Annotated in this window: 5 protein-coding genes, 1 tRNA gene, 2 rRNA genes and 5 pseudogenes (1 of these 13 only partly in view); 4 read left to right on the top strand and 9 right to left on the bottom strand. The window is 39.9% G+C overall.

Annotated features, from left to right (window positions below; genetic code table 11):
* From Q9317_RS00130 to Q9317_RS00095, 8 genes and pseudogenes are all read right to left on the bottom strand, one after another.
* Window positions 1-2026: ribosomal RNA gene (locus tag Q9317_RS00130) — 23S ribosomal RNA — on the bottom strand; it reaches 877 nt to the left of the window's first position.
* Between the two features lie 168 nt (window positions 2027-2194).
* Window positions 2195-2267, bottom strand: a tRNA-Ala gene (locus Q9317_RS00125).
* A gap of 218 nt (window positions 2268-2485) precedes the next feature.
* Window positions 2486-4034 (bottom strand): 16S ribosomal RNA (locus Q9317_RS00120).
* The 16S and 23S rRNA genes sit together here with 1 tRNA gene alongside, the layout of an rRNA operon.
* Window positions 4035-4603: 569 nt before the next feature.
* A pseudogene (locus tag Q9317_RS00115) lies at window positions 4604-5194 on the bottom strand (IS3 family transposase); the annotation flags it as partial.
* A gap of 5 nt (window positions 5195-5199) precedes the next feature.
* Window positions 5200-6305, bottom strand: a protein-coding gene (locus Q9317_RS00110) for an IS3 family transposase (RefSeq protein WP_089180042.1) whose coding sequence is annotated in 2 segments (ribosomal slippage) — window positions 5200-6029 and window positions 6029-6305 — 1107 coding nt in all. Because the reading frame shifts where the segments join, the coding sequence is not laid out codon by codon here.
* An 89-nt stretch (window positions 6306-6394) separates the two neighbouring features.
* Window positions 6395-7570: an IS256 family transposase gene (locus tag Q9317_RS00105; protein WP_003099060.1), complete on the bottom strand. Its 1176-nt coding sequence runs from the start codon at window positions 7568-7570 to the stop codon at window positions 6395-6397.
* A 127-nt stretch (window positions 7571-7697) separates the two neighbouring features.
* Window positions 7698-8296 (bottom strand): annotated as a pseudogene (locus Q9317_RS00100) (transposase); the annotation flags it as partial.
* A gap of 178 nt (window positions 8297-8474) precedes the next feature.
* Window positions 8475-9866 carry an APC family permease gene (locus tag Q9317_RS00095; RefSeq protein ID WP_003100568.1) on the bottom strand — a complete coding sequence of 464 codons (1392 nt, stop codon included), beginning with the start codon at window positions 9864-9866 and terminating at the stop codon, window positions 8475-8477.
* A 201-nt stretch (window positions 9867-10067) separates the two neighbouring features.
* Between Q9317_RS00095 and Q9317_RS00090 the strand changes: the two are divergent.
* The 4 genes and pseudogenes from Q9317_RS00090 to Q9317_RS00075 all read left to right on the top strand — a co-directional run.
* Window positions 10068-10818: pseudogene (locus Q9317_RS00090) on the top strand (transposase); the annotation flags it as partial.
* 67 nt (window positions 10819-10885) lie between these two features.
* A protein-coding gene (locus Q9317_RS00085; RefSeq protein ID WP_089180041.1) for an IS3 family transposase occupies window positions 10886-11991 on the top strand; the annotation gives its coding sequence in 2 pieces (ribosomal slippage) (window positions 10886-11162 and window positions 11162-11991; 1107 coding nt in all).
* Window positions 11992-12037: 46 nt separating this feature from the next.
* Window positions 12038-12544 (top strand): annotated as a pseudogene (locus tag Q9317_RS00080) (ISL3 family transposase); the annotation flags it as partial.
* A gap of 270 nt (window positions 12545-12814) precedes the next feature.
* Window positions 12815-14017 (top strand): annotated as a pseudogene (locus Q9317_RS00075) (IS110 family RNA-guided transposase).
* Window positions 14018-14234: 217 nt separating this feature from the next.
* Here Q9317_RS00075 and ftsH read toward each other — a convergent pair.
* Window positions 14235-16202, bottom strand: coding sequence for an ATP-dependent zinc metalloprotease FtsH (gene ftsH, locus Q9317_RS00070; protein WP_003100561.1), 1968 nt, complete (start codon window positions 16200-16202; stop codon window positions 14235-14237).
* Window position 16203 lies beyond the last annotated feature (1 nt).

Raw genomic sequence — 16203 nt, 5'->3', positions numbered from 1 at the left:
TACTAAAATTTCACCGAGTCTCTCGTTGAGACAGTGCCCAAATCATTACGCCTTTCGTGCGGGTCGGAACTTACCCGACAAGGAATTTCGCTACCTTAGGACCGTTATAGTTACGGCCGCCGTTTACTGGGGCTTCAATTCATACCTTCGCTTACGCTAAGCACTCCTCTTAACCTTCCAGCACCGGGCAGGCGTCACCCCCTATACATCATCTTACGATTTAGCAGAGAGCTGTGTTTTTGATAAACAGTTGCTTGGGCCTATTCACTGCGGCTGTCATCGCTGACAGCACCCCTTCTCCCGAAGTTACGGGGTCATTTTGCCGAGTTCCTTAACGAGAGTTCTCTCGATCACCTGAGGCTACTCGCCTCGACTACCTGTGTCGGTTTGCGGTACGGGTAGTGTATACTTAAACGCTAGAAGCTTTTCTTGGCAGTGTGACATCACTAACTTCGCTACTTAATTCGCTCCCCATCACAGCTCAACGTTATAGATATAAGCATTTGACTCATATCACGCCTCACTGATTGGCCAGACTCTTCCAGTCGTCTGGTTTAGTTAGCCTTCTGCGTCCCTCCATCACTATATACACTAGTACAGGAATATCAACCTGTTGGCCATCGAATACACCTTTCGGTCTCTCCTTAGGTCCCGACTAACCCAGGGCGGACGAGCCTTCCCCTGGAAACCTTAGTCTTACGGTGGACAGGATTCTCACCTGTCTTTCGCTACTCATACCGGCATTCTCACTTCTATACGTTCCAGCACTCCTCACGGTATACCTTCTTCACATATAGAACGCTCTCCTACCATTACCTCTTAAGGTAATCCACAGCTTCGGTAAATTGTTTTAGCCCCGGTACATTTTCGGCGCAGGGTCACTCGACTAGTGAGCTATTACGCACTCTTTGAATGAATAGCTGCTTCTAAGCTAACATCCTAGTTGTCTGTGCAACCCCACATCCTTTTCCACTTAACAATTATTTTGGGACCTTAGCTGGTGGTCTGGGCTGTTTCCCTTTCGACTACGGATCTTAGCACTCGCAGTCTGACTGCCGATTATATCGTCTTGGCATTCGGAGTTTATCTGAGATTGGTAATCCGGGATGGACCCCTCACCCAAACAGTGCTCTACCTCCAAGAGACTTAACATCGACGCTAGCCCTAAAGCTATTTCGGAGAGAACCAGCTATCTCCAAGTTCGTTTGGAATTTCTCCGCTACCCACAAGTCATCCAAGCACTTTTCAACGTGCCCTGGTTCGGTCCTCCAGTGCGTTTTACCGCACCTTCAACCTGCTCATGGGTAGGTCACATGGTTTCGGGTCTACAACATGATACTATGTCGCCCTATTAAGACTCGGTTTCCCTACGGCTCCGTCTCTTCAACTTAACCTCGCATCATATCGTAACTCGCCGGTTCATTCTACAAAAGGCACGCTCTCACCCATTAACGGGCTCGAACTTGTTGTAGGCACACGGTTTCAGGTTCTATTTCACTCCCCTCCCGGGGTGCTTTTCACCTTTCCCTCACGGTACTGGTTCACTATCGGTCACTAGAGAGTATTTAGGGTTGGGAGATGGTCCTCCCAGATTCCGACGAGATTTCGCGTGTCTCGCCGTACTCAGGATACTGCTAGGGCTAATTTCAATTTTAAATACGAGGCTTTTACTCTCTTTGGCTTACCTTCCCAGGTAATTCTTCTATTAATTTTAGTCCCACGTCGCAGTCCTACAACCCCGAGGAGTAAACTCCTCGGTTTGCCCTCCTGCCGTTTCGCTCGCCGCTACTAAGGCAATCGCTTTTGCTTTCTCTTCCTGCAGCTACTTAGATGTTTCAGTTCACTGCGTCTTCCTTCTCATGACCTTAACAGTCATGGATGACATGCATTACATGCCGGGTTCCCCCATTCGGACATCTCTGGATCAGCGCTTACTTACAGCTCCCCAAAGCATTTCGTCGTTAGTCACGTCCTTCTTCGGCTTCTAGTGCCAAGGCATCCACCGTGCGCCCTTATTAACTTAACCTTATTTCCAGTCTTTCGACCTTCTTTATTTTTTTTAATATGTTCGCGTTTATCTTTTTTTCGGTTTATTTCTTGTTACTTTTTCTACAATCATTTTCATGATCGTGGAATTTGATATAGATATTCAATTTTCAATGGACTTCACGTATTTTAGAGACTTCCTTGTCTATGGAGCCTAGCGGGATCGAACCGCTGACCTCCTGCGTGCAAAGCAGGCGCTCTCCCAGCTGAGCTAAGGCCCCACAGTTAATATGTTAACGTTTCTTATCTTGTTACTCATACTATATTATGGATCTAAATTGTATTCGAACTAAAATCTTAGTGAAAATGATAAACTTCCTTGTGTCTTTTGACACTGCGTCTCTTTCCTATTTTCATACAGATTTCTTAACGTTCTCTTTACTTTTTTAAGACCTCTCAAAACTAAATAAGACTTCCAAACGTACTTCCTTATCCTTAGAAAGGAGGTGATCCAGCCGCACCTTCCGATACGGCTACCTTGTTACGACTTCACCCCAATCATCTATCCCACCTTAGGCGGCTGGCTCCTAAAAGGTTACCTCACCGACTTCGGGTGTTACAAACTCTCGTGGTGTGACGGGCGGTGTGTACAAGGCCCGGGAACGTATTCACCGCGGCGTGCTGATCCGCGATTACTAGCGATTCCGACTTCATGTAGGCGAGTTGCAGCCTACAATCCGAACTGAGATTGGCTTTAAGAGATTAGCTTGCCGTCACCGGCTTGCGACTCGTTGTACCAACCATTGTAGCACGTGTGTAGCCCAGGTCATAAGGGGCATGATGATTTGACGTCATCCCCACCTTCCTCCGGTTTATTACCGGCAGTCTCGCTAGAGTGCCCAACTTAATGATGGCAACTAACAATAGGGGTTGCGCTCGTTGCGGGACTTAACCCAACATCTCACGACACGAGCTGACGACAACCATGCACCACCTGTCTCCTCTGTCCCGAAGGAAAATCCTATCTCTAGGACGGTCAGAGGGATGTCAAGACCTGGTAAGGTTCTTCGCGTTGCTTCGAATTAAACCACATGCTCCACCGCTTGTGCGGGCCCCCGTCAATTCCTTTGAGTTTCAACCTTGCGGTCGTACTCCCCAGGCGGAGTGCTTAATGCGTTAGCTGCGGCACTAAGCCCCGGAAAGGGCCTAACACCTAGCACTCATCGTTTACGGCGTGGACTACCAGGGTATCTAATCCTGTTTGCTCCCCACGCTTTCGAGCCTCAGCGTCAGTTACAGACCAGAGAGCCGCTTTCGCCACCGGTGTTCCTCCATATATCTACGCATTTCACCGCTACACATGGAATTCCACTCTCCCCTTCTGCACTCAAGTTCTACAGTTTCCAAAGCATACAATGGTTGAGCCACTGCCTTTTACTTCAGACTTATAGAACCGCCTGCGCTCGCTTTACGCCCAATAAATCCGGACAACGCTCGAGACCTACGTATTACCGCGGCTGCTGGCACGTAGTTAGCCGTCCCTTTCTGGTTAGTTACCGTCACGTAATGGATTTTCCACTCCCATTACCGTTCTTCTCTAACAACAGAGCTTTACGATCCGAAAACCTTCTTCACTCACGCGGCGTTGCTCGGTCAGACTTCCGTCCATTGCCGAAGATTCCCTACTGCTGCCTCCCGTAGGAGTCTGGGCCGTGTCTCAGTCCCAGTGTGGCCGATCACCCTCTCAGGTCGGCTATGTATCGTCGCCTTGGTGAGCCGTTACCTCACCAACTAGCTAATACAACGCAGGTCCATCTCATAGTGAAGCTTTTGCTCCTTTTAAATTGAGTACATGTGTACTCTAGTGTCATGCGGTATTAGCTATCGTTTCCAATAGTTATCCCCCGCTATGAGGTAGGTTACCTACGCGTTACTCACCCGTTCGCAACTCTTTGGATTAGTGCAAGCACCAATCCTCAGCGTTCTACTTGCATGTATTAGGCACGCCGCCAGCGTTCGTCCTGAGCCAGGATCAAACTCTCATTAAAAGTTTGAGTTCTTTACTCATTGTTTCTGTCGCTGACAGATTTATTCTTTGTTTCTTTATTGACAGGTAATATGCGTTAACATATCACCCTGCACGTTTGGTTTTTTTGTCTTATTCAGTTCTCAAAGGTCTTTGCATCTCTTACGAGACAACTATTATATTCTATCAGGTTAGCTTATGTTTGTCAACTGTTTTTTTACTTTTTCTTTTGACTTTCTTCATTCTTCTTAGAAGTTTCTTTGCTTCCTGACAGCTTTATTAGTATACCTACTTATCATCCCTTTGTCAAGAGATTTTGTCATGTTTTTTAACTTCTTGTTATAGTGATAAAACAAACAAAAACTCTAAAATGAATTTACTCACTTCAAAAGTATTAAAAAAACATTATATCTCAAAAATAACAAAGAAAACGACCTAAAGATAGGTCGCACTCTTTAAAAATTGGATAAATAACTAACTCCCTAAGAAATAATTAAACTACCAAACTGAACTGCACCCCAAAAGTTGGATACTAAATCTAACAATTGGGGTTGGGCTTGTCAAGAAAAAATAGACATAAAGTTAAGCTAATTAGTAACTATTTTTTTCAAATTCTACAGGTGAGAGATACCCTAAAGCTGAATGCAGACGTTTAGGGTTATAGTAAGTCTCAATATATTTAAAAATCTCAAGCTGAGCTTGCTCAATAGTTGCGAAATGAGCATCATTGACAAGCTCTCTTTTTAATGTTTTATAAAAGGCTTCCATGAGTGCATTATCGTATGGATTACCTTTTCGACTCATACTGGACTTACATTTTTTCCGTCTAAGTAGGTCCTGAAATCGTGCTCCGGTATATTGAGACCCCTGATCTGTATGGACGATTACCCCTTCTTTAGGCTTTTCTCTATCATAAGCTTGATTGAAAGCCTCTGTTACCAACTTGTCTTGCATACGTCGGCCCATTGCCCAACCAACAATCTTTCTACTATAAACGTCTATAAAGACAGATAAATAAAGTATTCCTTCTTGTGTAGGAATGTAGGTTAAGTCTCCTAGCCATAATTTATTCTTACCAGTCGCTTGGAAACATTGATTAACAAGATTGGGACGAGTTAATGAAGAACGTCGACGGTTATAGTATGAAAAGGCAACACTTTTCTGTACAACATTTATAAAGTGTTTTTCTAGGCAATTAATCTTTTAGTCATTGGTGTTTGGTAGTTGAGACTACCATGAATGCGGTGGTAATTCCACCAATGAACATAGTCTTTAGTCTTAAGAACTAGTTCTTCCAGCGATTGAAAGGTTTCTTGATCAACAAATTCAATTTTGAAAGCACGATACGTACTTTCAGCTACGGCATTGTCATAAGGACAACCAGCCTGACTAAGCGAACGTGTGATTCCAAAGGCTTCCAATATTTCATCAATTAACTGATTATCAAACTCTTTGCCACGATCTGAATGGAACATCTTGACTTTGGTCAGGGCGTAAGGGATGCTTTGTATGGCTTGCTTAACGAGTTCAGCGGTCTTGTGCCAACCAAGAGACAGGCCGATGATTTCACGGTTGTATAGGTCAATGATGAGGCAAACATAAGCCCAACGATTGCCTACACGAACATAGGTTAAGTCAGTGACTAAGGCTTGTAGTGGTCTTTCTTGCTTAAACTGCCTGTCTAAGTGGTTGGGAATAGGGGCTTCATTCTTGCCTCTAGAATGTGGTTTGAAGGTGGCTTTCTGATAAACAGAAACCAAATTGAGTCGCTTCATAATGCGTCGAATCCGACGCCGTGAAAGTGTGATACCTTCGTTATTCAAGCATATTTTGATTTTTCTGGATCCGTATCTGGACTCGCTCTCGAGGAAAATTCTTTTAATAGTTTCTTCAAACTCCGTTTCAGATACTGACTCCACGGCTTGATAGTAATAACTTGAGCGTGGCATATTCAGCCAGCGACACATCTTTGAAATGCTGTATTTAGCCTTATTAGCAGTGATTATTTCCCTTTTTGTGCCATAATCACTGCCGCTTGCTTTAGGATATCTAATTGCATTTCGAGTTCTTTATTGTGTTTCCTGAGTTCAATTAGCTCCCGCTGTTCATCTGTCAGATTATCAACAGACTTGAATGAACCAGTTGTTTTGGCTTGTCTAACCCACTTATCGAAGGTGGAAGGGGTTAGCTCGTATTCCTTGATGAGGCTGCTACGCTTTCTACCAGCATTGTAAAGGTCCACAATTTGTTGCTTAAAATCATCGGTGAAGTGACGACGTACTTTTCTAGACATGGTTTTTCTCCCGTTTTTCTTAAGTGTAGAACACTTTATAAGATACTGTCAATAATTTTGTGTAAACACAAGAGTAGAGTTTTTGAATATTAGTCAAATAAGCTATCAAGTGTGTCAAAACATACTCCGAATCCTTTATGAATACGAGCTCCGAACTTAATGTTATAGTCTTCGAAAATACTTACAAGGCATCGTTCTAAGGCTTCTTCATTTGGAAAAACCACCCTCTTCTTGCTTTGTCGCTTGATTTCTTTATTGAGTGATTCAATCAAGTTTGTAGAGTAAATACTAGACCAAATGTGATGTGGAAATTGATAGAAAGTTAGGAGATTTTCAGTTGTTTCAAGTGATGTCATAACCTTTTTGTAACGAGGTTTCCACTCAGAAACAAATTGTTCCAATAATTTAATAGCCTCCTGTAAATTTGTGGCACGATAAATCTGCTTGAACTGATTTAGAATAGGTGCCCTATCTACTCGTTTGACCTTACTGGAGATATTGCGACCAATGTGAACCAGACACCGTTGCTGTTTAGCCATTGGATAGGCTTGTTGGATGATTTGATCCACACCGTTAAGCCCGTCTGTAACAACTAGAGAAACTTGCTTAAGTCCTTGATTTTGTAGCCTCTTAAGAAGATCTGACCAAGAGACATTATTTTCATTAGGGGCAATCTCATAGCCAAGAACTGATTTATACCCTTCAGGCGTGATACCAAGTGCAATGTGAATACATTCTTTACTGACCGTACCTCGTCGCAAGGGTAAGTAAGTTCCGTCTAGATACAAGACTGAGTAGTTAGTTTGAAAGGAACGCTCATGAAAGGCAGTGACACTTTCTTGAGTCACTTTTGTGATATTTGACACCGTTGCTGGACTGTAGTGGTGACCATACATGCGCTCAATAATGTCACTGATTTCGCGTGTCGTAACGCCAGTTTGATAGAGTTTAATCACCATCTCTTCCAAGTGGTCATCTCGTCTAGCATAAGATGGTAATAAAACTGGTGAAAACTCGCCGTTTCGATCTCTTGGAATGATTAAATTGACTAAGCCATACTTCGTTTCAAACTGTCGAGAGTAGGTCCCATTACGGCTATTACCTGTATTGTAACCTTCTTTTTTATATGGCTCATATCCAAGGAAAGCTGATAGTTCAACCTGCAAGAGATCATTCATAGCTATTTCTAAAGAGGATCGAAAGAATTCATCAATATCTTGTTTTTGCGCTAGGAAGTTAAGTAATTCTGTGGTAAACTGAGTCATGGGAATAAATCTCTTTCTAGTGAAGTGTCGTAACTCTACTATACAGGATTTATTCCTTTTTTGTGTTTACACAAGATATTTTACACTACCCTTTATAATTTCTGTCTAGTTTAGTGTAACCTATTCAGTATTTATATTTATATCGACTTCCTTTAGCATAGAGACCTAGCTGATGAAGGAGTCTACCAATACGTTTATGATTGACATGCAGGCCACGTCTACAAAGTTCTTGGGTAATTCGTACACTTCCGTAACGCTCTTTATGTTCATAGAAAATGGCTTTAATCATTTCCTTCAAAGCTTCATTCTCAACATGCCTTGAAGATGGACGACGTTTTAAATAAGCATAGAAACCTGAACGAGAAACTTGAAGAGTTTGACAGGCGTGATGAATAGTCAAGTTAATACTATTTTCCTTCAGAAACCGAAATTTTATTTCCGGTTTGGCTTCAAGAAGACCTGAAACTTTTTTAGAAGTGCTAATTCCTCCTGTAGCAGTTTGTTCTCTTTTTCAAGCTTTTTTATCTCAAATTGAGCATGACAAAGTGCGCTCCCATGTCCTGGGAACGCACTTTCGCCATATTTTTCATATTCTTGAATCCATCGATAAAGACTATTGGGATGAATTGCTAAAGTTGAACTAACCATTTTTACAGATTGCTCTTCCTCAAGAATGAGTTTGACAGCAGAGAGTTTGAAGGCTTTATCAAAGGTTTTTCTTGGCATAATGACTTTTCCTCGTTTCCACTTAATTTTGTGTCTACTTTATTATACTAAGTCCAACCTTTGCTTAAAATAATTTGTCCAACTTTTTGGGGTCAGTACAAACATCACAAAGAGTTTTTACTTACTAGCTAACTTGGACTTGAATTTTTTATAAAGGTAGGTAGAAACACTCTTTATTTTAGTTATTTTCTTCAGAATGCTTGAAACCATATAAAATGTAAATACCAGTTCCTATTACTGTTGTTATTACAAAAGCAATCCAAGTTTGTAGCATATACTGGCTCATAAATGAAATACAAATGATAATTGCTATTATAGGTAAAAGTGGAACGAAAGGTGTTTTGAATTCACCTTTTTTAGGTTTGCCTTCAATTTGGCGTAATTTGATAATAGCATAAGACATAATAATGAGATATGCCAAGGTACAAATATTAACAAATTCTGCTAAGCTTGCCAATGGAACAAAACCTGCACATATCATCGCGATAATACCAACAACTAATGTAGCATTCTTAGGAACAAAGGTATTTTCAGTGACTTTATGTAATGTTTTTGGCAATAACCCATCTCGACTAATACTATAGACAATTCTAGCTAAAGCAAAAGTCATTGAAATACATACTGTTATTAGTGTCAATACAGCAACTACTGAAACATAATTTGCTGCCCAGTCAATACCAATTGATCTTAGAGCAAAGGCTACTGCATCTGGCACATTTAATTTTGTATAGTGTACAATTCCAGTTAAAATTGCTGTCACTAAAATATACAATATTGTAACAATAACTAAGGAAAGAACTATTCCTCTTGGGATTGTTTTTTGAGGTTCTTTTACTTCATCTACAGTCATTGAAATTGATTCAAATCCTAAAAATGCGAAGAACATTACCGATGCTCCTGCAAATATCCCTGATTGACCTCCGTAAAGTTGACCTAAACCATAAGGAGCAAAATTGTTCCAATTTGAAGGGTTGATATGAAATAATCCTACAATAATAAATAATGCTAAGGCCGAAAATTTTAAAAGAACTAATAAACTATTAAACCTGAGAGCTTTTCTAGAATTCATTAGAACAATTGATGTTACAGCAATCATAACAAGAACTGGGAGAATATCAATATATGTTCCGGCTTTGGGATTAAATGTCCCATTTAGAGCACTGGGAATAGTAAGCCCATAATTTGCCAATAGGCCTTTTAAATAACTTCCCCAGCCTACGGCAACACTTGAAATAGCTGTGAGAAACTCCATGATAATGTACCAACCAACAATCCAAGCTGGAAACTCTCCTAGAGTTGCATAAACATAACTATAAGCTCCTCCATTTGCAGGAATGCGGGAAGCAAACTCAGCATAAAATAGTGCTAAAATTGCTATGACAAGTGCTGAAATTGCTATTGATATTGTCAAAGCAGGACCAGCATACTGTGCAGCACCAATTCCCGTAATTGTAAAAATTCCAGTTCCTACCATTGATCCCAGACCTAAAAAAATCAAATCGATAACTTTTAAATGTCTTCTCATTTCTGTTTTTGCACTACTGTTATTTTTTTTTCTGAAAATAGTCATTTTATTACTTTCTAAAGTTAAATATTGTCCTTATTCTATCATAGAAAATTAGTAAAGTAAATTTTCTAAAAAAATAATGGCTCTATAATTTCTGTAGTGGGTAAATCCACCGCAAGGATTATGGTGTCTATTTTTGTGCAGAAAAAAAGTTCCATATGATTTATAATGAAAAGCGACAAAACCATCATTAGAAAGAATCATATGAAACAACTCTATAATACTACAGAATTGATTGGAATTAAAGATAAAAATATTACCTTATCCAAAGTTTTTCAAAAGGATACCCATATTGAAGTTATCGCCACCTTAGACTACCTCCCTCCTCGGTGTAACAACTGTAAGGGAAAACAGATGAAATACGATTTCCAAAAACCTTCTAAAATCCCCTTCATTGAGATTGGGGGCTATCCTAGTCTCATTCGCTTGAAAAAACGTCGCTTCCAATGTAAAAGCTGCCGCAAGGTGACCGTATCTGAAACCAATCTTGTTCAGAAAAACTGCCAAATCGCTGAACTCCTTAGACAGAAAGTAGCTCAAGCTTTACTCAATAGGCAAGCTATGACACCTATCGCTTCTAGCTTGGCGATCTCAACAGTTACAGTCTATCGCAAACTTAAACAATTCAAGTTTAAAGAAGACTTTTCGGCCCTGCCTGAAATAGTATCCTGGGATGAATTTTCTTGTCAGAAAGGAAAGCTGGCTTATTGCTCAAGACTTTGAGATCAAGAAAATTATCACTATTCTCGATAGCAGAAGGCAGATGACTATTCGAAACCACTTCTTCAAGTATTCAACCAAGGATAGAAATGCCGCTAAAGTCGTGACAGTTGACATGTCTGGTAGCTACATTCCGCTCATTAAAATCTTATTTCCAAACGCGAAAATAGTCTTGGATCGTTTTCATATTGTCCAACACATGAGTAGAGAACTCATTCAAACCAGAATTCAAATTGAATCGGTTACACTAAACTAGACAGAATTTATAAAGTGTTCTACACTAAAGAAAATAGGAGAATATGATGTCTAGAAAAATACGTCGCCACTTCACTGATGACTTTAAGCAACAAATCGTTGACCTTCACCATGCAGGGATGAAACGAAGTGAGCTTATCAAAGAATATGAGTTAACCCCATCAACCTTCGATAAGTGGGTTCGTCAGGCAAAAACAACTGGGTCATTTAAAACGATTGATAATCTGACAGATGAACAGCGTGAACTGATTGAACTCCGAAAACGCAATAAAGAACTCGAAATGCAGCTAGATATCCTAAAGCAAGCGGCAGTGATTATGGCACGAAAAGAGAAGTAATCACTGCTAATAAGGATAAATATAGCATTTCAGCTATGTGTCGTTGGTTGAACATTCCTCGTTCTAGCTATTACTACAAGACTGTTAAACCAGTCTCTGAAGCGGAACTTGAAGAAAATATCAAAGCTATTTTTCTCGAAAGTAAGGCCAGATACGGTGCTAGGAAAATCAAGAAATGTTTGGAAAATGAAGGTATCCAGCGGTCTCGTCGTCGGATTCGTCGCATCATGCACAGACTCAACTTAGTATCTGTTTATCAGAAAGCAGTCTTCAAGCCACATTCAAAAGGTAAGAATGAGGTAGCTATTCCTAATCACTTAGCCAGACAATTTCATCAAGAAAAGCCTCTAAAAGCTTTAGTGACAGACTTAACCTACGTTCGTGTCGGTAATGGCTGGGCTTATGTTTGTTTCATTATGGACCTCTACAACCGTGAAATCATTGGCTTATCGGTTGGTTGGCACAAGACAGCAGAGCTGGTGAAACAAGCGATTCAGAGTATTCCTTACGCTCTGACCAAGGTCAAGATATTCCATTCGGACAGAGGAAAAGAGTTCGACAATGCCTTGATAGATGATGTGCTTACAGCCTTTGATATCAAACGCTCACTTAGTCAAGCAGGTTGTCCTTACGACAATGCCGTAGCTGAGAGCACCTATCGCGCTTTCAAAATAGAATTTGTCCACCAGGAAACTTTCCAGACGCTAGAAGAATTGGCCCTTAAAACCAAGGACTATGTCCACTGGTGGAATCACCACCGCATTCATGGTAGTCTAAACTATCAGACGCCCATGACCAAAAGATTAACGGTCTAATAAAAACACTTTATAAATCTTGTACAGAAAACTGTTGCCTTTTCAAATCATGAAGCAATATGATAAGAAGTCTCTTGAGTATCGCGTGCTCAAGTATCACTGGAAAGTCCTTCAAAAAGATAGTCGAAAACTATCTCTAAAACCTTTCTACTCAAGGACTTTTAGGGAAACTATGACTCCTAGAGAGTGTTTAGAAAAGATAGTTAAACTTGTCCCTCAACTTAAAGATTATTATGACCTCTATCAGCTGCTTCTCTTTCATCTACAAGAGAAGAATACCCAACAATTCTTTGGATTAATCAAAGATACTCTTCCTCATCTTAATCATACCTATAAAACTACTTTAAACACGATTATTCGTTACAAGCAGTATGTGACTAATGCCATCGAGCTTCCTTACTCTAACGCCAAGTTAGAAGCCACAAACAAACTCATCAAAGACATTAAGCCTAATGCCTTTGGTTACAGGAATTTTGATAACTTTAAGAAACGCATCTATCTCGCTTTAAACATAGCGAAAACGAGTACCAAAATGGTACTCGCTAGAGCTTAGCTATAAGTCACCCACTACAGTTGACAAACATACTAAGATTAGTAGTGAGGAAATCTCCGACGGGAGAGAGTACTCACTACTTTTTCTTTATGTTAAAGTAGAAGTGTCTTGTTAAGTCGTAGGGCTCTATGGCGCTAGACGTCGCTTGACAAACTGGCAAGACACCTGTTTTAGGAAGAAGTTTATCAAAGTATGTGGGACGCAAGACGTCGAGTATTGAAAATGAAATCACTAAAACAAGGAATCATTCAAGACAAAGAGGTAATTATAATGCGGACAGTTTTCGGAATTGATGTGAGTAAAGCAAGCTCAGAAGTGGCTATTCTTGTGAATGGTGAAAAGGTTCATGGCTATACTATGCCCAATGATGCCATTGGGTTTAATCGCCTACTGAGGGACCTAGCGACTGTGAATAGCCCCGAAATCATCTTCGAGGCTACCGGTGTCTATTCTCGCCGTCTCCAGGCCTTTCTGGAAATCAATGGCTATGCCTATACACGCCTAAATCCTCTAGAAGCTAAGAAGCAATTGGACAGTCTGCGAGTTCGTAAAACAGATAAAATTGACGCTGAAAAGTTGGCTAAATCTCAGCTTGTGCACAATCGTAAACCAACTTACGTGCAGGAAGAAGTTTATCAACACCTGCATGATTTAAGCCGTTTCTATCAAAATATGACTGAAAATCTTGTTCGAGCTAAAAACCGTCTGCACAAGGTCCTACAAGTCACCTTTCCTGAATTGGAAAATCTCTTATCCCCACCAACTGGAGAGCAATATTGGAACTTAGTGATGGCTTTTCCATGTAAAGAGTTTGTATTAAGCCTATCTCAAAGTGACTTGTATGAGATTATCCGTCAATCTACCTCCAAACGCATCTCTGAAAAGCGTATTGCTTACCTGACTGATAAACTTATAAAACTCGCTAAACAATCTTTTTGTGCGGTCAAGAAAACCTCTCCAATGCTTGAAGAGGTTCGTTACTATGCTCAAGAATTGCTTCGTCTTTCTGAACGCAGACAAGTTGTCTTAAACGACATGGTAGCTCTAGCTCAGCCTTTATCAGAGTATGACATCTTACGGTCAATTCCTGGTATCGCAGAAACAACAGCTACAAGCATTATTGGCGAATTAGGAGACATCCGTCGCTTTCAGTCTGCAAACCAAATCAATGCCTTTATCGGTATCGATCTTAGACTCTATGAATCTGGCAATTTCCTAGCTCAAGAACATATCACCAAGCGTGGAAATCCCTATGCTAGAAAAATTCTCTACAAGTGTATTCACAATATTGCTTCAGCTAGCCACACCAATCCCTGCCATATTGCAGACTTCTAGGAGAAACGAAAAAGGCAATCGCAAACGACTTCAACTAAGCCACATACAATTGCCTCTATACATCGTCTCATTCGGACAATGTATTACCTCTTAACGCATAACAAACTTTACGACTACGCTTCAACCCAAAGTCGGTAAAGTCGCCTATGCCCTATAATTCTAACACCTTGTTTTGAAAAATGCTAGATAAGGTGTCATTTTTCTGTACCTAAATTCTTAAAAAATGGCACGAACTCCTCCTAAAATGACTCTATTGATACACTTTCAGAAATAATTTTGAGTCAGAACCCGCATTATTCTTGACAAATAGTAGAAAAGAGCCAAAATAATCTAGACACTAAGTCTAGATTATTTTTTATTTTTCAGTCATTTTATCTTTTATCTCATCATATGATAAAGCATGAACATCATCATTTTCTTGTTCTTGATTTTCAGGCATTTTACCTGTCTCGTAAATTGACTTAATTTGAGCTGCATCTAATGTTTCATATTTTAAGAGTGCTTCTGCAATTAATTTATGAGTTTCTTTATGTTCATTAATAATCTCAGCAGCTTTATTACGCGCCTGATTCAATAAAGATCTAACTTCATCATCAATCAATTGTGCTGTTTGAGCTGAATAGGATTTTTCTGGAGATATTTGTCCTGGCATCATAGCATGGCTGCCTTCATATTGAACAGGACCTAATTTATCACTCATTCCATACTCTGTAACCATAGCTCGAGCCATCTGTGTCGCTTGTTCAAAGTCATTTGATGCACCTGTCGTTTGTGCATTAAAAATGATTTCTTCAGCAACACGTCCACCCATCAAACCAGCTAATTGTTCTTTCAAGTCATCTTTAGAGAGTAACATTTGATCTTCTTTTGGAAGAGCAATCATATAACCACCTGCACGACCACGAGGAACAATTGTTACTTTATGAACAACTCTAGCATTTGATAAAACAAGCCCAACAATTGTATGACCAGCTTCATGATAAGCAACCATCTCACGTTCTTTTTGAGAAATTGTTCTATCTTTCTTAGATGGACCTGCAATAACACGGTCCTCTGCTTCATCGATATCACTAGCATCAATTTTAGTTTTATTACGACGTGCTGCTACAAGTGCTGCCTCATTAAGAACATTCTCTAAATCAGCTCCAACAAAACCTGGTGTTTGTTGTGCAACAACTTTTAAATTAACATCTTCTGATAATGGTTTATTTTTAGCGTGAACTTTAAGAATAGCTTCTCGTCCTTTAACATCTGGACGACCAACTAGAACTTTACGGTCGAAACGACCTGGTCTCAATAAAGCTGGATCTAAAACATCACTACGGTTAGTTGCTGCAATAACAATGATACTTTCATTGCCTTCAAAACCATCCATTTCAATAAGAAGTTGGTTCAAGGTTTGTTCACGTTCATCGTTACCACCGCCCATTCCTGCGCCACGACGTCTACCAACGGCATCTATTTCATCAATAAAGATAATAGCACGTTCTGCTTTCTTAGCATCTTCAAACAAAGATCTAACTCGACTTGCTCCAACACCAACAAACATTTCAACGAAGTCTGAACCTGAAATGCTAAAGAATGGAACCTCTGCTTCACCAGCGACAGCTTTTGCTAATAAGGTTTTACCTGTTCCTGGAGGACCCTCTAAAAGGACACCTGAGGGAATTCTTGCACCTAGAGCTTTATATTTCTTAGGATTTTTAAGAAAATCAACAACTTCAACAAGTTCTTGTTTTTCTTCCTCAGCACCAGCAACATCTGTAAATCGAACTTTGACATCACCTTTTGTTTGTGATTTTGCCTTATTTTTACCAAAACTCATGGCACCACGAGCTCCACCACCACCTTGATTCATCATCATCATCATGAAAGCTGCAAAGATAATAATTGGCAAGAAACTCATCAATAAGGAAATCCAAGTTCCACTTGAACTTTCTTGTTTGACAATAATTTCAGTACCTTCTTTTGATGCTGCACTTGTTATTTCTTTTAATGTTGAATCACTAGGTAATACTAAAGATGTAAATTCTTCAACAGTTGCTGTATTGTTTGAACCAAAGAATGTTAATCCTGGATCTGTTTGAACTTTTTGAGGCTTATCATACTTCCCTCTAACTTCAATAATACTTCCACTTGGTTGATAGGTTAGTGTTTTTACATCACCTGATTTAATATGTTTGATTAATTTTGAGTAACTAATCTGTTGGCTTTGTGAACTTGTTCCTTTTAAATAATATTGAAATCCTGTAATAACAATAACAATCAATAAAATATAAATAAATGAATTTTTCACAAAACCATTATTTTTGTTGTTTTTCATA

Origin of the sequence: Streptococcus iniae (assembly GCF_030732225.1) — a bacterium.
Taxonomy (GTDB): Bacteria; Bacillota; Bacilli; order Lactobacillales; family Streptococcaceae; genus Streptococcus; species Streptococcus iniae.
Note: the sequence above shows the minus strand (reverse complement) of the source record. Positions and strands in the feature narration are given on the sequence as shown.